The following is a 19,380-nucleotide window of genomic DNA, read 5'->3' on the forward strand; positions in this document are numbered from 1 at the left end:
CATTACCCGAGCGCTGACAGCCACTCAAGGGCGGTTGCGTGTCTCGATGGCCCCTGCGGCAACAACCTGAAAACGATTGTTTGAATGGCGGGGCGTGGTACCGATGAATACGATGCCAAAACCGCGCACAGGTTCAAAGCAACCGACCTGCGAACAGATCGGTCGCCCAAGACTCACTCGGCATTCAACAGTGCTTCGACCGACAGTCGCGCCGGTTTCGGCTGGCCGTCAGAGGTCAGCAAGCCGAAGTTCTGCTCGCGTTCGTTGCTGCCTGACGCGCTGTTGCGCCATTCGTAGATCGAGGTCAGCGGGATGTTCAGCCGTTTAACATCGGCGATGAATGCGTTGATCTTGCTGGCCTGCCCCTCGACACCGCCGTTCGAGGCGAGCGCCGACACTCCCCACTCACTGATCACACCCGGCAGATTGAAATTCTGTTGAATGAACGTTTGCGCATTGCTGATCTGCGTCGCCGTCATGCCGTAAGGGTGATAGGACACCGCGTCGAGGCACTGCGGGTAGTCACTGACGATGCGGCTCAGCGCCGCGGTCGACGCCGAGCCGGCGCTCGGTGGCCGGGCGAAGCCGAAACCGACCACCGGGGTCAGTTGTGGCTGTGCCTGCAGGGTTTTGCACACGCCGCTCATGAACGGCACAAAGGTCGTGGAGAAATTGCGCGTCGGCCAATAGGTTTCCAGGTCCGGCTCGTTCCACAGCTCGATTGCCACCAACTGGGTGCTATACGACTGTTGCAGGCCGTTGACGGCTTTGGCGAAGGTCTCACCGGCGCGCGTCAGCTCGGCGGGCGTGGTGGCCGGCAGCGCCTTGATCGCACGCACGGTCAGCAGCACCGGCAGCCCGGCTGATTTGGCGGCGGCGAAGGCGTTGCTGACTTGTTGCTGATAAGTCCTGGCGCTGAGGCTGTCGCTCCACACGCCGAAGCGCACGAAGCTGAAACCGGCGGCTTTGATCTGCTGCGCGTCGGCGGCGGTGAAGCTCTGGATTTTTACCTGAACACCAATCGTCCTCGTGGGCAGGTTGGGAAACAGTTCGCTGGCCTGGGCCTGAGTGGTCGCGCCCAGCAGCATCAGGGTCAAGGCGCCGGCGCGTTGCAAATGGGTCGGTTTCATGTCTGCTCTCCCGAAGAGAAATGACAACTGCGAATTAATCATCGTGTTACTGAATTTTCGAACGGGGTGCTGGCACTTAGTGCACGAATGTTAGTTTTTGTCGGAAAACAATCGCTCGAAAATCACAGTTATTTTTAGTCCGCTAATTGTGGTTGGGGCGCTTTTAAACGCTGTGGTACTTAATACTTCGGGACTAACAGGGCGAATCTATTTCCGAGTGCAGAAAGATCTTGAGGGTTCAATCGAATGCTCTCGGGATATTGGCCGTTTGACATTACACAGGAAAGTAAAACCTTGTTCAAAAAGATCCTCGTTGTCTGCGTAGGCAATATTTGCCGTAGTCCGACGGCAGAACTGTTGTTGCGCAATGCGCTGGGTTCTTCAGCCATCAGTGTGGCCTCCGCCGGCCTCTCGGCACGGGTTGGCGAGGGCGTCGAGGCGTCTGCGCGGCAGGTTCTCGAAGAACACGGGCACAGCGCCGAGAGTTTCAAGGCGCGGCAACTGACTGCGGATATCGTCAATGACTCGGACCTGATCCTGGTCATGGAGAAACAGCACGTCAATCAAGTACTGAAGATTGCCTCGCACGCCCGAGGCAAAGTGTTTTTGCTTGGCAAGTGGCAGAGCGAGCGCGAAATACAGGATCCGTATCGTCAAGGCAAGGCCGCTTTTATTCATGCCCACGCATTGATTGAAGACGCAGTTAGTTCATGGGCAAAGCGCCTCGGGCAATGACCCATATTCTTCAGAACAGTCAATGGTAAGAACAGACTTATGCAGTTACCGTCAGTAATCGGCACCCGTGACAATGATCAAGACAGTATTGATCTGCTCGGCATATTCGGCAGCCTGATCGATCAGAAGTGGTTGATCGGCGCATTGACCGGGGCCTTCATGGTCGCCGGCGTGGCTTATGCGGTGTTGGCAACGCCCGTGTACCTGGCGAATGCGCTGGTGCAGGTCGAGCCGAAAAAGAACGACATGCTCGGTTTCTCCGACCTCAACAGCATGCTCGGCGGGCAATCGCCGTCGGTGACCGAAATCGGCATCATCAAATCCCGCGCGGTGATCGGCAAAACCGCCGACGACCTGCGTCTGGACATCGACGTCACGCCGAAAACCTTCCCGATGATTGGTGGTTTTCTCGCCCGCCGTTATCGCGGCGAAACCGAGTCCAGCGTCGCCGCGCCGCGTTTCGGCCTGAACAGTTACGCCTGGGGCGGCGAGCGTCTGGAATTCGCCCGGCTCAATCTGCCCAAGGAGTTGCTCGGCAAGAAACTCACGCTGATTGCCGGCGAGCAACAACGCTTTCAGCTGTTCGATGACAACGACAACCTGCTGGTCGAAGGTCGCGCCGGTGAAGCGTTCGCCCAGGATGACGTCGAAGGCCTGATCACGCAGCTGTCGGCCAACGCCGGTACGAACTTCGAAGTGGTGCGTAATCCGCGGATCGTGACCATTCAGGGCTATCAGGACGCGCTGGATATTTCCGAGCAGGGCAAGGAGTCGGGGATCATCCGCTTGGCACTGGCCAGTTCTGACGCGGCGGAAGCGGTGAAGATCCTCAACAAGATCGCCGCGCTGTACGTCGAGCAGAATGTGCGGAGGACTTCGGCGGAAGCGGCGCAGAGTCTGGCGTTTCTGCAGAGTCAGTTGCCGCAGGTCAAGCGTGATCTGGCCAAGGCCAGCGATGCGCTGAACGCCTATCAGACCCACGGCAAGACCGTGAACATCTCGCTGGAAACCCAGTCGGTGCTGGGCCAGTCGGTGGCGCTGGAAACGCGCATCTCCGAGCTGAAAATGCAGCAGGCGGAACTGGACCGCAAATTCACCAAGCAGCATCCGGCCTATCGCGCCTTGATGAGCCAGATCGGTGAGTTGACCCAGCAACAGAAGTCGCTGGAAGGCAAAGTCCAGGACTTGCCGGCGACCCAGCAGGAACTACTCAACCTGACCCGCGACGTCGAAGTCGCCTCGCAGATCTACACGCAGTTGCTCAACAAATCCCAGGAACTGGACATCGTCCGCGCCGGTGCGGTGGGCAACGTGCGCCTGGTCGACACCGCCGATGTCGACCTGACCAGCCCGGTCAAACCGAAGAAGCCGCTGATCGTGCTGATCGCCACGTTCCTTGGTGCCTTCGTCGGCGTGGCGCTGGTGCTGCTGCGCAAATCCCTCAGCCGAGGGCTGGAAGGTCCGGAGGCGATCGAGCAACTGGGTTTGCCGGTGTACGCGTCGATTCCTTATAGCGCGTTGCAGGAGGAAGAAGACGGCCGAAAAGGGCGCGCCCGCGACGGCGTAGACAAACCGGCGTACTTGCTGGCCCTGCGCAACCCGACTGACCTGTCGATCGAGTCGATCCGCAGCCTGCGCACCTGCCTGCACTTCGCTGGGCTCGATTCGACCAACAACCGCATCATGATTTCTGGGCCGAGCCCGCAGGTCGGCAAGACCTTCGTCTCGTCCAACCTCGCGGCGGTCATGGCCTTGAGCGGCCAGCGCGTGGTGCTGATCGACGCTGACATGCGCAAAGGTCATCTGCACAAAACCCTCAACACGCCGATCACCAACGGCTTGTCCGACCTGCTGGTCAAGCGTTGCAGCATTGATGAGGCGATCCACACCGTCGAAGTCGACAACCTGCATTTCATCAGTCGCGGCCAAGTGCCGCCGAATCCTTCCGAGCTGCTGATGCACGCGAATTTCCGCGACCTGCTGGCCGAGCTGAGCGAGCGCTACGACCTGGTGATCATCGATACGCCGCCGCTGCTGGCGGTCACCGACGCGGCGATTGTCGGCCGTGAAGCCGGGATCAGCCTGATCGTCACGCGCTTTGGGGTGAACCCGGCGAAGGAAATCGAACTGACCATCCGCCGTTTCGCGCAGAACGGCATCGAGCTCAAGGGTGCGGTGTTCAACGGCGTCGAGAAGCGTGCCGCCAGCTACTACGGCAACGGTGGCTACGGCTATTACAACTACGAATACGCGTCCGACAAATCCTGAAATCTGGCGATTGTCCTTTCCTGTTTGAAGTGGGTGAGTTGTGAAGAAAATACTGCACGTGGCAGAGACGATCAAAGGTGGCGTCGCGACGGTGATCCGCACGATTTCGGCTTCCCCCGAAGGCGACGCGGCGAACTACGAGCTGGTGTATCTGGTCCCGCAGGATCAGGAAAAAGAACTGCACGGCATCGCGCCGCCGCAGATTCGCACCTTCGCCCGCACCGGCCGCAACGTGCCGTCGCTGTTGCGTTTCGCCTGGCGCCTGAGCCAGGTGCTGATCAAGGAAAAGCCCGATGTGGTGCATCTGCACAGCACGTTTTCCGGGGTGATCGGGCGTTGTGTCTGCGTGCTGTTACGACCGTGGCGCAAGCCGCAGATCGTCTATTGCCCGCACGCGTTTTCATTCCTGATGGAAAGCTCGCCGACCAAGCAGAAGGTCTATGCGTGGATCGAGCGAGTGCTGCAAAAAGTCACCGACGTGATCATCTGCGTCAGCCAGTACGAACTCGACAAAGCCGCGCGGTTCGGCATCGAGCGCAAGCGCATGAAGCTGATCTACAACGGCATCCATCACAAGGATGACGCACCGAAAGCCGCGGGTACCGAGCCGATTCATCTGCTGTTCGTCGGCCGTCTCGATTATCAGAAAGGCTTCGACGTGCTGCTCAAGGCCTTCGCCAAAGTCCAGCGCAAGGACCTCAAACTGACGGTGGTCGGCAGTGCGGTGAACGAGGATTCGGTGGATTGCCCGCCGATGGACTCGGTCGAATACCTGCCGTGGGTCACGCCCAGTGAAGTGCAGGCGCTGTATCAGAAAGCCGATGCGCTGATCGTGCCCAGTCGCTGGGAAGGGTTTGCCATGGTGCCGCTGGAAGGCATGGCCATGGGTTTGCCGGTGATTGCCAGCAATTGCACGTCGCTGCCGGAACTGGTCACCAACGAAGTGTCCGGCTACGTCTTCCCCAGCGGCGACCACCAGGCACTCGCCGATGTGCTGACGATCATCCAGAAACCGCGCCTGCTCGACCTCGGCAACGAAGGCCGGAGCATCGTCCGCGAGCGTTTCAGCGCCGCGTTGATGATTCGCCAGACCTACGACCTGTATCGCGCTCCCACTTATTAAGTAGAACTCACGCTTATGAACGTAACGATTTTGCACGGCTACAGCGCCTCCAACTCCGGTGACGGTTTGCTGGTCGACCTGGCAATCGCGCTGGTGCAGCGCAACTTTGGTGAAGACACCGCGATCAGCGTTGTCGCCTCCGACCCGGACTCTTTCAACTACCTGCCGCACCCGCGCTTCGACGCGCCGGTGATGGCCGCCAAAGGTCTGGGCCGAGTCAAGCAGGCGGTGTTTCTCAACCAGTCGTACGCCGGGCTCGCTGATCTGTTGAAAAAGACCGACCTGATCGTCGGCGTCGGTGGCGGATACATGCGCTCGAAAAGCGCCTTCGAACACATCAAGTTGAAGATCGGCCACGCCAAGCAACTGGAAACCGCGATTCTCAGCAAGGTGCCGTCGGTGTACCTGCCGCAGAGCATCGGCCCGTTCCACGGCGAAAGCAGCAAGATCGTCGAGCACTACGCCAGCGCCGACGCGGTGTTCGTCCGCGACAATCGCTCTTCGGCGATTTTCGACGCTTGCGAAAATGTCTACCGCGCGCCGGATCTGGCGGTGCAGTCGCTGGCCAGCAAGATTCTTCAGCAGCCCAAGTTCACCCGTTGCGCCGCATCGCCGACCACGGTATGCGTGGTGCTGCGCAAGCCGCCGGAGTGGAGCAAAGAGAAGAAGGTTGCCTACGTCGCCAATCTGAAATTGCTCCTGCAGCGCCTGAAGAACAAAAGCAAAGTGGTCTGTGCCGTGCAAAGCGCGGTGCGGGGCAACGATGACGGTGCGTTTTATCGCGAACTGGGCATCACTGAAGACCTGCTGTCGCTGAAAGCCACGATCGCCAAATACCAACCGGACCTGGTGATCTCTGTGCGTCTGCACGGCGCCATCGAATCGCTGCTGTCCGGCGTCCCGGCGTACCACATCAGCTACGAGCGCAAAGGTTTTGGCGCCTATCAGGACATGGGCGTCGAAGACTGGGTGATCAACGGCGGTGACATCGACGTCGACACCATTATCAACACGGTGTACGCGCCGAATGCCCTGGCGGGTTTCGGCAAACGCCTGACCGACACCTGCCGCGAGATCGAGGCAAAAACCGTGGCCATGGACGAGATCATCAAGGGTGTCGTTCGATGATATTTCGCCTGTTGCTTCGCGGCGGGGCATTGGGCGCGAAGTTTTTGCTGGTGCTCGCGATCACCCATTACCTGGGCTATGAAGCGCTGGGTTTTTACGGCGTGGTAGTGGCGGCGTCGCTGATCGCGTCGAAGTTCTACAGCGTCGGTTTCAGTTCCGAGATCAATCGCTTGATCAGTGTCGGCGGCAGTTCGCGCCGGGTGGTCGATAAAGTCCTGCTGTTGTATCTGGCAGTAGGGCTGCTGTTGTCGGTGGTCACGGTGCTGATCTATTCGTTGTTCCAGCAGGTCCACGCGACCGCTGCGCTGGTGCTGTGCGTGACGTTGGTATTGCTCACCGAACACCTGTCGTTCGAGATCAACTCGTTCGTGTTTTCCGCACAGAAAGCCACCGCCGGGGCCTTGCTGTTTTTCATCAAGACCGGTCTGTGGGCGGTGTTGGCGGTGGCCGGGATGATGCTCGGCTGGGTCGCGGGCATCGCCAGCGTGTTGTGGCTGTGGGTCGCCGCCAACGTGCTGGTGATTATCGCCGGTTATCTGATCGTGGCGCGGGTGCACAAGGGCCGGGAAGCAGCGGTGCTGGACACCGCCACCGTGTGGAAGGCCGGGCTGCCGTTCTACCTCGGCACCGGATTGATCGCGCTGAGTCAGTACGCCGAGCGCTTTCTGATTATCGATCTGGAGCCCTACGCCAGCCTTGGCAAATATGTGTACGCGTGGTCGGCGGCAAACACTTTGCAGGCGTTGTCGTATGCGGTGGTGGCGGTGGTCGGGATTCCAGTGTTGGCCAAGCGTTTTCAGGCCGATCAACAAGCGTTCACGGTCAAGCAACTGTTCGTGAACAAGTGGGTGATGCGCTCGCTGCTGGTCTCGGCCGTTGTCGCCGTGGCGATCTACGTGTTTTTCAATCTGGTACTCGATTACGTCGCCACCAGCGTGCCGCGTCCGGATAACGCCATCCTCGGTGTGTTGATTTTTTCCTTTGCGCTGCGGGCCATCGGCGACATCGTCTGGGGCGGTTTGATTGCTTCGAAAAACAGCGGGGTGTCGCTGGCCAGCGCGGCGATCTGCCTGCTGATTTCGGTACCGGTCAGCTACGTGCTGATCAAGCATTACTCGATCTACGGCGCGGCGTGGGGCAATGTCTTCGCCATCGTCGTGCAGCTCGCAGTGATTGCGCTGTTGACCCGCGTCACTGCGGCGAAGAAGGCTGCGTTGTCATGGGCCTGAAGTTGCCGTGCATCGAGTTTCGCGGCAAGCGACTCGATTCTTCGCTTTCGTTTCTGATCCTGTTTACCGGGCTGTTTCTCTCGGTGGCGATGCCGCTGTTGGTCCCGCGTGATCCGGGCCCGGATGCGATGACCTTGTGGTCGTCCTACGCGCGCGCCGACAACTGCAATTTCTGGAACCCGTTCTCGCCCGATCGCTCGTCCTACGAGTGCTCGGCGTTCCTGCTGCGGCCCACCGGGATCAACCTGACCAACGCCTGGGCCTACGGCATGTTCTGCAATTTCTTCCTCACGGCGATTCCGGTGGTGGTGTTCCGGCGCATGCCGCTGACGATCTTCGGCACCTTGTGTCTGTGGGGCATCGTCCGTTCGTTTTTCCTTGAAAACCTGACCAAGGAAATCATCGTCTCGGTGGCGGTGTTGAGCATTCTGCTCAGCTCGTTGACACGCAAATATCGCGGCGGTTTTTTCTTGTCGGCGGTGATCTACGGCGTGCTGATCCGGCCGTACTGGATTCTGTTTTCGCTGTCGTGGGTCGGCGTCTGCGTGATGAAGAAGTACGTGTCGCGCACGACGTTCTTCCTGATGTTGTTCCTGTTTTACCTCGCGGTGGCCATGTCGATTCAGATCGCCCTGGGTTTTCCGGTGTCGTCGATTCGCGCCAGCAACAACGAACTGCGCACGGCGGGGGAGGAGGGCTCGAAGTCGTTGATCGTGTCGTGGCTCAGCGGCAGTGACTTCGTCTCGCAGGCGCTGGACTCGATGATCATTTTTTTCCGCCTGTCGTTCCCGGTGGAGTTGATCCTGCTGTCCGGGCCCGGTCAGGTGATCTTCGTTGCGCTGATGATCATGACCGCGCTGCTGCTGTTCAAAGTCATCACCTCGACCGATTACAAGGGCGCGCCGATCCAGACCAAACCCAAGGAACTGATCGCGATCCCGCTGGCGTTCCTGCTGGTGCAAGGCCTGTTCGAGCCGGACTTCGGTTCCTTTGCCCGGCATTTTTCGATGGTGGTGCCGGTGTTGTTCGTCGGCCTCGGCTTGATGCTGCGAGCGAACAAACCGGTGCAGGTTGAATCCCGAATTCTGAATTGAGGCAGGTGCTGTATGTCGAGCAAGAAAAAGTCCCTGGAGATCGAAACCCTGCGTGGCCTGGCATGCCTGCTGCTGGTGCTGTACCACGTCATCGGGCCGCTGGGCGGCGGGTTGAAGATCGATATCGGCTCGCCGTTCCGGGTCATCGCCGACTCGATGGTGTACGTGCGCATGCCGCTGTTCACGTTCATTTCCGGGTACATCTATTCGATCTACAAGATCCGTGGCAATGACTTCAGTGCGTTCTGCAGCGGCAAGGTGCGCCGTTTGATCGTGCCGCTGTTTTGCGTCGGCGTGCCGTTCTCGGTGCTGCAAGCGGTGGGGCCGGGGGTGAACAAGGATGTCGGGGTGATCGACGCGTTGCTGTCGTTCTGGGTGCCGATCAACCACTTCTGGTTTTTGCAGGCGGTGTTCATCATTTTCATCTTCGTCGGCCTGCTGGAGTGGCGCGGTCTGCTGCGTTCGGCGACGCGCCTGTATGGGCTGTTTGCCTTTGCCGCGCTGTTGTTTCTGCTGCCACCGTTGCCGCTCGATGCGTTTGGCATCAACGGCGCGATTTACCTGCTGCCGTTTTTCGTCGCGGGGATGATCGGCCAGGAAAATGTCGAGGTGTTGAAACAGCGCTTCAAGGTGCTCGGGCCGCTGCTGTTTGTGCTGATCTCGTTGACGCTGCTGTACGTCGCGGCGATTGATCGCGAGTTGATCGTTGATCGGCGCAGCCTGATCGGCCTGGCGGTGGGGTGTGTGTCGTGCATCGCATTGTTGTCCAGCGACATGCGTTCGAAAGCGCTGACCTGGCTCGGTGGCTATTCCTATGCGATTTTTCTGTTTCATGTGTTGTTCGCGGCGACGTCGCGGTTTGTGCTGGGGCGCCTGGGCGTGAAGGATGAGAGCCTGCTGGTGCTGGGTGGCTTGAGTGTCGGCTTGCTCGGGCCGGTGGTGTTGGCGATGATTTTCAGCCGGTTCAATTTCACCTCGGTGTTGTTCTTGGGTGAGAAGGCGAGCAGGAAGAAACCAGCGGCGGTCATCGCCCCGGTGGTGCAAACCCAGAGCAGCTAATTATTCATGCCCTACACAAAACCCCTGTAGGCCTTCGCCTGCTCGCGATAGCGGTGGATCAGTCAATGATGTGTATCTCACAGACCGCTATCGCGAGCAGGCTCACTCCTACAGTTGATTGTGTTCGACGCGGGGCTCATTCCAGACTGAAGGAAATTTTGCATGGTGGCAGTTGATGACGCCCAACCCGTATCTGCATCGGTGATTCAGGTGGGCGACGCCCGTGAGCGCTTTGCCCAGTGGCGTGAGGGCAAGGCCGGCAAGGTGTTGGCGGTCTCGGTGATCGGCGACAGCTACACCGCCGGGCAGGACTTCTATTTGAACAAACTGGTGCAACGGGTAGCCGGTGAAACCGGTTTTGCCGGGCCGGGTTACGTCGGTTTCAACCACGGCGCGGCACTCGGCGGTACACACTTCAAATACACCCGCAGCAGCGATAAATACTTCGGTGGCGGCTGGAAAGTCTCCGAGCTGGGCCAGTCCAGTCCCGACAGCCGCACCGTGACCGGTCGCGCCGGCGCGTGGCTGCAGGTAGATGCCAACCCTACGCCGCGCATCGATACGGCAGTGACTCAGGCGAAGCTGTTGTACCTGGGCAATGGCGAAGCCAGTGAACTGCGTTATCGCTGGTCGCCGGCGCAAGACTGGCAACCGTTGAAACTTGCCGGTTCGGGCGTGCAGGAAGTGCCGCTTGCCGGCCTGTCCACCGCAAAAGACTGGTCGTTCAGGCTCGAAGTGCAGAAAGGCGCGCCGACCTTGTTTGGCTTGTGGATGCGCAACGATCAGCCCGGCATTCGCGTGTCGAAACTGGCGGCTTCGGGCGCGGCGTCGGCGGATTTTTATCACGCCGACCCACAATGGCAGGCGCAGTGGAAAGCGGCGGTAGCGAAAATCCCCGCCGACGTGTATCTGATCATGCTCGGCGGCAACGACCAGGGTTTCGGCGTGAAGCCCGAGCAGTATCTGCATAACGTGCAAGGTCTGGTCGGCATGCTTCGTGAGATTCAGCCTGAGGCGAGCATCAATTTGATCATGCGCCAGGACACCACACGTTCCAGCGCTTACCCGATGGCGGCGTATGCGCAAGTGCTCGAGCCGTGGGCGCGTGAGCAACATTTGGGGTTCACCAACCTGCAATGCGCGTTCGGCCCCGACGTCAAACGCTACGCCGCGGCGATGATCGGCCCGGACAAGATTCATCCCCTGCCGGCCACGGGCGGCAAGGTGATTGCCGATTATTTTTATGGCTGGATCATGGGGGGCAAGACTGACTGCAACGCTGCCTCACGATGATCGTTCCCACGCTCTGCGTGGGAATGCATCCTGTGACGCTCTGCGTCACCCGGCGAAGGGACGCGGAGCGTCCCGGGCGGCGTTCCCACGCAGAGCGTGGGAACGATCAGCTCTGTGTATGGGCGTCGACCTGATCGAGCAATTCGGTGAGCTTCTGCGGCATCAACCGCGCATCACAACGGGTTTCCACGTTGATGATGATTGCCGGGTCGTTGCAGCAGATCCGCACCCGGAAACGCCAGTCACTGAAAATCACTTTCAGGCCATCGCGGTCATCCATTTCCAGCGCCTGCTCGCCGTACAGCGTTTTCAAATGTGCGAGCAGGGGATAGGGATCGCGCATCGGCCGGCGAATATCGCCGGACGCCGGAAACACGCCGATCCGCTCCACCAGCAAAATCGTGCCCAGCCAGGTTTCGTTGGCGCTGGGCAACGGCTGATGGCGCGACAGCCAGCTCATCATTCCAAGGTTGTCCACCTCACGTTCAATCTCTGCTGAATAGTGTGCAATGTTCATGGTTGCCTGCCTGAAATAATGAGTGAATCCGCGATGCTTAAGCCGTCTTAGCGGCCCTTGAGGTAAACGTTTTCGTAGCAGAAGTTGGTCGCCTGCAAGTAACCCTCGGCGTCACCACAGTCGAAGCGCAGACCCTTGAATTTGTAGGCCAGCACACATCCGTTCTGCGCCTGTTTCATCAAAGCGTCGGTGATCTGGATTTCGCCGCCCTTGCCCGGTTGGGTGTCGGCGATCAGGTCGAATATGTCCGGCGTCAGGATGTAGCGACCAATGATCGCCAGGTTCGACGGCGCGTCTTGCGGTGCCGGTTTTTCCACCATGTTATTCACCCGGTAGATGCCCTCGGAGATCAGCTCACCGGCGATCACACCGTACTTGTGAGTCTGGTCAGCCGGGACTTCCTGGATGGCGACGATCGAGCAACGGAATTTCTTGTACAGCTGGATCATCTGCGACAGCACGCCATCGCCTTCCAGGTTCAGGCACAGGTCATCGGCCAGCACCACGGCAAACGGTTCGTCACCAATCAACGGGCGGCCGCTGAGAATTGCGTGGCCGAGGCCTTTCATTTCTACCTGACGGGTGTAGGAGAAGGTGCAGGTGTCGATCAGTTCGCGGGTGCCGGCGAGGAATTTCTCTTTTTCGGTGCCGCGAATCTGGTGCTCGAGTTCGTAGCTGATATCGAAATGGTCTTCCAGCGCACGCTTGCCGCGACCGGTGACGATGGCCATGTGTTGCAACCCGGCGTCCCGCGCTTCCTCAACGGCGTATTCGATCAACGGCTTGTTGACGATCGGCAGCATTTCTTTCGGCATGGCTTTGGTGGCCGGCAGAAAACGCGTGCCATAACCGGCAGCGGGGAACAAACATTTACGAATCATAAAAGTATCCTGGACAGTCATGGAACACAGGCGACGGTTGCGCACCGGAACAGGTGGCAAGTTTCAATAAGGATTGAAGGCTTACTTTAATACCTGAGTCAGGTTATTCATTGCAATTGATCAGGCAGCTAAAAGCCGACAATGTTAGAGGATGTCGGTAAGTGCCTTGTTAGTTATTTTTAGTCGGTATCTGTTGATAGTGATGAGTGCGCCGGGAGTGCTAATAAGTAACGGCAATACAGTGTGACCTGCAAAAATATTTATTGCCAGTCATTGAACTGAATTTGTTTTCGGTTGTTGTCGCCTTGTTTGTGTCGACTGTGACACATGTTCGATACACAAGGCTTGACACGTTACTTGTCACTTATCCAAAAGACGGACCGCGCTATGAAGATTCTGGTAACGGGTGGCGCCGGCTATATCGGCTCGCATACCACACTTGCATTGCTTGAAGCAGGTTATGAAGTTGTGGTGCTGGATAATCTTTGCAACAGCAGCGATGCGGCACTACACGCCGTGGAAGCGATTTGCGGCAAGAGTGCCTGGATGATTCGCGGCGATGTCTGCGATCGCGCGTTGCTCGACCGGATCTTCCGTGAGCATCAGATCGAAGCGGTGCTGCATTTCGCCGGGCTGAAAGCCGTGGGCGAAAGCGTACGCAAGCCGCTGGAGTACTACGAAACCAACGTCGGCGGCAGCGTCACGCTGTGTCAGGCGATGGCGGCGGCGGGGGTGTTCCGGCTGGTGTTCAGTTCCTCGGCCACGGTATACGGCGAGACTGAACAGATGCCGATCAGCGAGGATTTTCCGACCGGCACGCCGACCAACCCCTACGGCCAGTCGAAGCTGATCGTGGAAAACGTGTTGCGCGATCTGAGCCGCGCCGAGCCGCGCTGGAGCATCGCCTTGCTGCGCTACTTCAACCCGATCGGCGCGCACCAGAGCGGCCACATGGGCGAAGACCCCAACGGTATTCCCAACAATCTGGTGCCGTACATCAGCCAGGTCGCGGTCGGCAGCCTGCAAGAACTGTCGATCTTCGGCAACGACTACCCCACGGTCGACGGCACCGGGGTGCGTGATTACATCCATGTAGTCGATCTCGCGGACGGGCATCTGAAGGCGTTGCAATCGATCGGCGAGCGCACAGGCATTCACACCTGGAACCTCGGCACCGGCGATGGCTACAGCGTGCTGCAAGTGTTGCAGGCATTCGAACAAGCCTGTGGGCGCCCGGTGCCGTACCGGATGATGCCGCGTCGCGCCGGTGACATTGCCGAAAGTTTTGCCGATGCTTCGAAAGCAGCGAAAGAACTTGGCTGGAAAGCCACACGCAACTTGCAGGACATGGTCGCCGACACCTGGCGCTGGCAATCCAATCATCCCGATGGCTACTCGCGATGATGGCCAATTAGTCCGATGTTATTTTCAGTCAGGTTGTTAGATAACGTCGGGAAATTACACTGGCAATGCCTTTTGCAAGTCCGTAGATATAAGCCTGCCGTTCGACTTTTATCAGTTGCGTTTGACTGTGAAAGAACAACGGATCTTGTTCGCGCTTTTTGCGGACTTGAACTCTACCACCGCTAACACAGGCCGGTTTTTTAACAGGTCGAATGTTAGAAAGGAGTTGATATGAAAAAAGTGATGGCAGTTGCCCTGTTGACGATGTTGAGCAACTGGGCTGCCGCCGCTGAAGCGCCGTTGACAGCGGTAACCAATGTAGGTGGCAGTGTGGCGGCTTCTCAAGCGCCCGCAGCCAGTACTGCAATGGTTGCCAGTGCTGTAGCGGCGTCCAACAGCGGTGGCAGTGCCAACGGCGGTACCACCGGTACGACGGGTACCACCGGTACAACCGGCACGCATAACTAACAGGAAGTTCTGTTAGTGCAGTACAGGGTCGCCCGACGCAAGTCGGGTGACTTTGTTTTTGGATTCGCCCTTGAATAGCGTAGTGCCATTATGACTCGTAGTGTTTATCTTTTAATGTTGGCAAGTCTCGCTCTGCAAGGTTGCATGTTTTCCCCCGGTCAATACCTCAGCACCAGCGACATCACCCGCCAGGGCGCGAGTGAAAGCAGCCGGGTCGAGCTGATTCCGATCACGCCGAAGCTGATCGCCATGAACCGCGCGACGCAAAAGCACGAGTCGCTGCCGGCGGAGCTGTTGGCGACTCCCGCCGAGTACCGCATCGGCAACAACGACGTGCTGTACATCACCGTATGGGACCACCCGGAGCTGACGGCCCCGTCCGGCGCGCAGCAACAGATCGATGCCAACGGCCGTCTGGTGCGCTCCGATGGCACGCTGTATTACCCGTTCATCAAGGAAGTGCAGGCCGCCGGCCGCACCATCCAGCAACTGCGCGCGGACATCGAGCAGCGCCTGTCGGCGTTCATTGCCGAGCCGCAGGTCGACGTCGCCGTGCTGCGTTTTGCCAGCCAGAAAGTCGTGGTCACCGGTGCGGTCACCAAGGCTGGCCCGCAAGCGATTTCCACCAACCCGCTGAGCGTGGTCGAAGCCCTCGGCTCGGCCGGTATCGACACCAACAACGCCGATCTGTCCGGGCTGTTGCTGACGCGCAACGGGCGCACTTATCCGCTCAATCTCGACGCGCTCAATCAGCAGGATTCCGAGCTGCAGAACGTCTTTCTCAAGGGCGGCGACCAGCTGTATCTGCCGTACAACGACAACAAGCGCATCTACGTGATGGGCGAAGTCAACCAGCCGCGCGCGTTGAGTTTCAAGACGGCGACGATGAATCTCTCCGACGTACTCGGTTCGGTCGGCGGCTTGAGCCAGACCAGTTCCAACGGCAACGCGGTGTACGTCATTCGTGGCGTGGAAAACCTCGATGTCGAGCCGGCGAAGATCTATCAGCTGGAAGCCGAATCGCCGACCGCCATGGCGCTGGCCTCGCATTTCCAGGTGCGCCCGCAGGACGTGGTCTACGTCGGCCCGGCCAACGTCACGCGCTGGAACCGCTTCATCAGCCAGTTGGTGCCGTCGGCATCGATTGTCGGCACCGGGGCTTCCGCGGCGAAGAACTGGAGCGAATACAGTAACAACAGCAAATAAGGTCGCCGACTGTGAATACGTTGAAAGTTGGCGTCTGCCTGTGCGCGGCGGCGTTGCTCAGTGGTTGTAATCCGCTGATGAGCGCGTCGCTGAACAACCTCAAGGCCGCAGTGGTCGGCCCGGACGAAGTGGACGTGACGGCCGCTGAAGTGGCCGCGGTCAATTACCCGCAACTGAAGCTGACCACGCCGTCCGGCTCCGGCGTGCTGGCGCTGATGCGCGAGCGCGAAGACCTGCAGTTCTGGGTCGCCTCCGGCAAGCAAGTCCTGCTGCTGCGCGATGGCCTCGCCGTGCGCAGCATCGGCCTGGGCCTGGAAGGCGATCTGGACGGCACACGCCTGGCCGATGACTCGCCGTTCAAGCGCGGCCTGCATCACGTCGCCGATGGTTTCACTACGCGCCGCTGGATCGATCTGTACAAGGGCCAGGAAGTCGGGGTGATCGTCAACAGCCGCTTCAGCCGCCGCTCGGACACGACCCTGAATATTCTCGACAAGGACTACGCCGTGCTGCGGGTCGATGAGCAGATTGACGCGCCGGCCATCGGCTTGCGCGCGACCAATCATTACTGGGTCGATCCGCGCGACGGCTTCATTCTGCAAAGCGAGCAGCAACTGACGACGCAACTGCGCGTCAAGGTCGTGCAGTTGACGCCTGCTCGCAGGCACCTGCCGTGAAGCGCCTGAGATTGTGGTCTGCGGGGCTGATTCTGATGACCGGGGTCAGCCAGGCTGCCGTCACCGTATCGGGCGATGTCGCCAATCCCGGGCCGATCCCGTTGCCACCGGGCGGGCGCTTGCTCGATGTGATCAGCGAGGCGGTGCCGAACGCCGAAGGCTACTGGCTCGCCGGCGGCCTGCTGCGCCAGTCGCTGATCGAGCAGCAGACCCGGCTTAAGGTCGGCGTGCTGTTCGATCTCGAGGTGCTGCAGCGCATGGCTGTGCTGTTCGACAAACCGAGCCGTGTGGCGCTGGCGCAGCGTATCGCTGAAGAGGTGCGGCAGATGCCGGTGACCGGCCGGCAGATCGCCGATCTCGACCCGGTCGCGGTGGAAACCGGCTTCGCGCGCAATATTCGACTCGAGGATGGCGATCGTCTGGTCTATCCCAAACGGGTCGATGAAGTGCAAGTCCTGGGCGCCGTCGCCGCGCCGTGTCACTTGCCGTATCAGCCGTTGCAGGAGGCGCGTGAGTACCTGCAAGGCTGTCCGACTCTCGACGATGCCGAAGCCGATTACCTGTGGCTGATCCAGCCCAACGGCGTGTCGCGGCGCGTTGGCATTGCTCATTGGAATCGCGAGTCCGGGCAATTTCCGGTGGCCGGCAGCAAGATTCTGGTGCCGCTGAAAAATGATGATCTGGATCCGCCTCTTCCTGAACTGAATCAGCAGTTGGCCGAATTCATTGCCACGCAGCTGGCCGAGGTGGTTCGTTGAAGTTACGTTTTGCAGCTGTGTTGTTATTGCCCTGTGGCCTGGCTCACGCCGAGCCGCGCATTACCCAGAATGACTTCGGTGGCACCGGCCTGTGGCAGACGCCGACCGCGCGCATGGCCCCGGCGGGGGAGTTGAGCGTCAACGCCAACCGCACCGATCCGTACAGCCGCTACAGCGTGTCGTTGCAGCCGCTGGACTGGCTCGAAGGCTCGTTTCGCTACACCGCGATCACCAACCGGCCGTACGGCTCGGAGGCCCTGAGCGGCAGCCAAAGCTATAAGGACAAGGCGGTCGACGCCAAAGTCCGGCTGTGGCAGGAAAGCCATTGGGCGCCGGAAGTGGCGCTGGGCTTCCGCGATATCGGTGGTACCGGTTTGTTCTCCAGTGAATATTTCGTCGCCAACAAACGCTACGACAACTTCGATTTCAGCGCCGGCATCGCCTGGGGCTATATCGGCAATCGCGGCGACTTTGACAACCCGCTGGGTTATGTCAGCAGTCGCTTCGATACCCGGCCGGCGCTCGAGGGCACCGGTGACGTCAACTCCGGTTCGTATTTCCGTGGCCGGCCTTCGTTGTTTGGTGGCGTGAGCTATCAGACGCCGTGGGATCGCCTCAGTCTGAAGCTCGAGTTCGAAGGCAACGATTACAAAAACGAACCGAAGGACAACGAGATCAAGCAGGACTCGCCGATCAACCTCGGCGCAGTGTTCAAGGTCACCGATTCGATCGACGTCAGCGCCGCGTGGGAGCGCGGCAACACGGCGATGTTCGGTGTGACCTTTCATACCAATTTCGTCAGCCGCAAGGCTCCGGCGAAAACCTACGACCCGACCCCGGAACCGCTGCCGGCAAAAGCCCCGACCGCGACGATGGAACAGGTCAATTGGGCCGATGTATCGAGGCGTTTGCAGCAGAACGCCGGCTATAAAGTCGAGCGCATCGCCCAGCGTGATTCCGAGCTGATCGTCTACGGCGAGCAGCAGCGCTATTTCCACTCGTCCAAGGCGGTAGGGCGGGCGAGCAGGATTCTCGATAACAGCGTCAACGACGACATCGACTGGTTCACCGTGGTCAACAAGCGCTACGACCTGCCGCTGGAAGAAACCAGTCTTCCGCGCCAGACCTTCCGCGAAGTGATCAACAACGATGAGCCGCTGGAGTCGCTGCACCGCACCACCGAAATCAACCCGGCGATGCCGCACAACGAGACGACCCTCTACAGCGAGGCGCCGCAGCATTTCAGCTATGGCGTGGGCCTGGGTTTCAAGCAGAACGTCGGTGGTCCGGATGGCTTGCTCTATCAATTCAGCGCCGATGCTGACGCCGAATATCGTTTCAACCGCAACACCTGGTGGAGCGGCTTGCTCAGCGCCAACCTGGCGAACAACTTCGACAAATTCAGCTACGACGCGCCCAGCGGATTGCCGCGTGTGCGAACCGATCTGCGGCAATACCTGACCACCTCCAACACGACCATGCCGCTGTTCCAGGTCAGCCATGCCGAGCAACTCGACAAAGACCTGTATGGCATGGTCTACGGTGGTTATCTGGAGTCGATGTTTGCTGGGGTCGGCGCCGAGGTGCTGTTTCGCCCGACGGGCGAGCGCTGGTCACTGGGCGCGGACCTGAACTGGGTGCGTCAGCGCGATTTCGATCAGGGTTTTGCCTTGCGCGATTACTCGGTGGTGACCGGGCACATTACCGGCTACACCGACCTGCCGTTCGACACGCTGGCGGCGGTGAGTGTCGGTCGCTATCTGGCTGGGGATTGGGGTACGACGGTGGATATTTCTCGGGAGTTTTTCAATGGCGTGCGGGTGGGTGCCTGGGCGACGATCACCACCGCCAGCAGCGCTGAATATGGCGAAGGTAGCTTCGACAAGGGCCTGTACCTGTCGATCCCGTTCGACGAAATGATGAGCATGTCGACCATGCGCCGCGCCAACCTGGTCTGGGCCCCCCTGACCCGAGACGGCGGCGCGAGGCTCAATCTCAGCTATCAATTGCATTCGATGACCGATAGCCGGGAAGGCGATATGTTCTATCGTAATTTCGAGAAGATAACCGAGTAGACGCTGATCCCCGCTACAACACAGATCCCCTGTAGGAGTGAGCCTGCTCGCGATAGCGTCAGTTCAGTTACATTTATGTCGCCTGACCCGCCGCCATCGCGAGCAGGCTCACTCCTACACTGATTATTTGCCAGACCAAAAATCCCGATCCACCACCAAATCCCTGTGGGAGCGAGCTTGCTCGCGATAGCGTCGTATCAGTCAACATCTCTGTTGTCTGACACACCGCTATCGCGAGCAAGCTCACTCCTACACTGATTATTCGCCAGACCACAAATTCCGATTCACCCCAAATCCCTGTGGGAGCGAGCCTGCTCGCGATAGCGTCGTATCAG

At 59.4% G+C, this 19,380-nt stretch carries 17 protein-coding genes; 14 read left to right on the forward strand and 3 right to left on the reverse strand.

The features are described 5' to 3' along the window. Positions 1-173 precede the first annotated feature (173 nt). On the reverse strand, positions 174-1,130 hold the full coding sequence (locus J3P75_RS09540; RefSeq protein WP_434710037.1) for a cellulase family glycosylhydrolase: 957 nt from the start codon (positions 1,128-1,130) through the stop codon (positions 174-176). A gap of 294 nt (positions 1,131-1,424) precedes the next feature. Here J3P75_RS09540 and J3P75_RS09545 point away from each other — a divergent pair, with 294 nt between their 5' ends. From J3P75_RS09545 to J3P75_RS09580, 8 genes are all read left to right on the forward strand, one after another. Further along, complete coding sequence (locus J3P75_RS09545) at positions 1,425-1,865, forward strand: low molecular weight protein-tyrosine-phosphatase (protein ID WP_208940419.1); 441 nt, start codon at positions 1,425-1,427, stop codon at positions 1,863-1,865. Positions 1,866-1,904: 39 nt separating this feature from the next. Next, positions 1,905-4,133 carry a polysaccharide biosynthesis tyrosine autokinase gene (locus tag J3P75_RS09550; protein ID WP_434710039.1) on the forward strand — a complete coding sequence of 743 codons (2,229 nt, stop codon included), beginning with the start codon at positions 1,905-1,907 and terminating at the stop codon, positions 4,131-4,133. A 40-nt stretch (positions 4,134-4,173) separates the two neighbouring features. Next, positions 4,174-5,256, forward strand: a complete 1,083-nt coding sequence (locus J3P75_RS09555; protein ID WP_336357117.1) for a glycosyltransferase — start codon at positions 4,174-4,176, stop codon at positions 5,254-5,256. A 15-nt stretch (positions 5,257-5,271) separates the two neighbouring features. After that, positions 5,272-6,384, forward strand: coding sequence for a polysaccharide pyruvyl transferase family protein (locus J3P75_RS09560; RefSeq protein ID WP_434710041.1), 1,113 nt, complete (start codon positions 5,272-5,274; stop codon positions 6,382-6,384). Then, on the forward strand, positions 6,381-7,613 hold the full coding sequence (locus J3P75_RS09565) for a phosphoribosylaminoimidazole carboxylase (RefSeq protein WP_434710043.1): 1,233 nt from the start codon (positions 6,381-6,383) through the stop codon (positions 7,611-7,613). The genes J3P75_RS09560 and J3P75_RS09565 overlap by 4 nt, the downstream gene beginning before the upstream one ends. Then, positions 7,604-8,707, forward strand: a complete 1,104-nt coding sequence (locus tag J3P75_RS09570; protein ID WP_434710045.1) for a hypothetical protein — start codon at positions 7,604-7,606, stop codon at positions 8,705-8,707. The genes J3P75_RS09565 and J3P75_RS09570 overlap by 10 nt, the downstream gene beginning before the upstream one ends. A gap of 12 nt (positions 8,708-8,719) precedes the next feature. After that, positions 8,720-9,766 (forward strand): acyltransferase family protein, encoded by a 1,047-nt coding sequence (locus J3P75_RS09575; protein WP_434710047.1) that lies wholly within the window; start codon positions 8,720-8,722, stop codon positions 9,764-9,766. A 162-nt stretch (positions 9,767-9,928) separates the two neighbouring features. Continuing rightward, on the forward strand, positions 9,929-11,059 hold the full coding sequence (locus J3P75_RS09580) for an SGNH/GDSL hydrolase family protein (protein WP_434710049.1): 1,131 nt from the start codon (positions 9,929-9,931) through the stop codon (positions 11,057-11,059). Positions 11,060-11,165: 106 nt separating this feature from the next. On the opposite strand, the gene J3P75_RS09585 is transcribed toward J3P75_RS09580, so the two are convergent. Then, positions 11,166-11,576 (reverse strand): mannose-1-phosphate guanylyltransferase, encoded by a 411-nt coding sequence (locus J3P75_RS09585; protein ID WP_434710051.1) that lies wholly within the window; start codon positions 11,574-11,576, stop codon positions 11,166-11,168. Between the two features lie 47 nt (positions 11,577-11,623). Then, positions 11,624-12,457: a UTP--glucose-1-phosphate uridylyltransferase GalU gene (gene galU, locus J3P75_RS09590; protein ID WP_090284675.1), complete on the reverse strand. Its 834-nt coding sequence runs from the start codon at positions 12,455-12,457 to the stop codon at positions 11,624-11,626. A 387-nt stretch (positions 12,458-12,844) separates the two neighbouring features. Here galU and galE point away from each other — a divergent pair, with 387 nt between their 5' ends. From galE to J3P75_RS09620, 6 genes are all read left to right on the forward strand, one after another. After that, positions 12,845-13,861 carry a UDP-glucose 4-epimerase GalE gene (gene galE, locus J3P75_RS09595; protein ID WP_434710053.1) on the forward strand — a complete coding sequence of 339 codons (1,017 nt, stop codon included), beginning with the start codon at positions 12,845-12,847 and terminating at the stop codon, positions 13,859-13,861. Positions 13,862-14,092: 231 nt separating this feature from the next. Then, positions 14,093-14,329, forward strand: coding sequence for a hypothetical protein (locus tag J3P75_RS09600; RefSeq protein ID WP_016775457.1), 237 nt, complete (start codon positions 14,093-14,095; stop codon positions 14,327-14,329). Positions 14,330-14,473: 144 nt separating this feature from the next. Next, positions 14,474-15,535: a polysaccharide biosynthesis/export family protein gene (locus J3P75_RS09605; RefSeq protein ID WP_093099929.1), complete on the forward strand. Its 1,062-nt coding sequence runs from the start codon at positions 14,474-14,476 to the stop codon at positions 15,533-15,535. 11 nt (positions 15,536-15,546) lie between these two features. Continuing rightward, positions 15,547-16,212: a YjbF family lipoprotein gene (locus J3P75_RS09610; RefSeq protein WP_434710055.1), complete on the forward strand. Its 666-nt coding sequence runs from the start codon at positions 15,547-15,549 to the stop codon at positions 16,210-16,212. Further along, positions 16,209-16,970 carry a capsule biosynthesis GfcC family protein gene (locus J3P75_RS09615; RefSeq protein ID WP_434710057.1) on the forward strand — a complete coding sequence of 254 codons (762 nt, stop codon included), beginning with the start codon at positions 16,209-16,211 and terminating at the stop codon, positions 16,968-16,970. Before J3P75_RS09610 ends, J3P75_RS09615 begins: the two co-directional genes overlap by 4 nt. Continuing rightward, the gene (locus tag J3P75_RS09620; protein WP_434710059.1) at positions 16,967-19,045 is read left to right on the forward strand and encodes a YjbH domain-containing protein; all 2,079 of its coding nucleotides are present in this window, start codon (positions 16,967-16,969) and stop codon (positions 19,043-19,045) included. Before J3P75_RS09615 ends, J3P75_RS09620 begins: the two co-directional genes overlap by 4 nt. Positions 19,046-19,380: the final 335 nt, after the last annotated feature.

It is taken from the genome of Pseudomonas sp. R1-1, from assembly GCF_051132135.1.
Taxonomy (GTDB): Bacteria; Pseudomonadota; Gammaproteobacteria; order Pseudomonadales; family Pseudomonadaceae; genus Aquipseudomonas.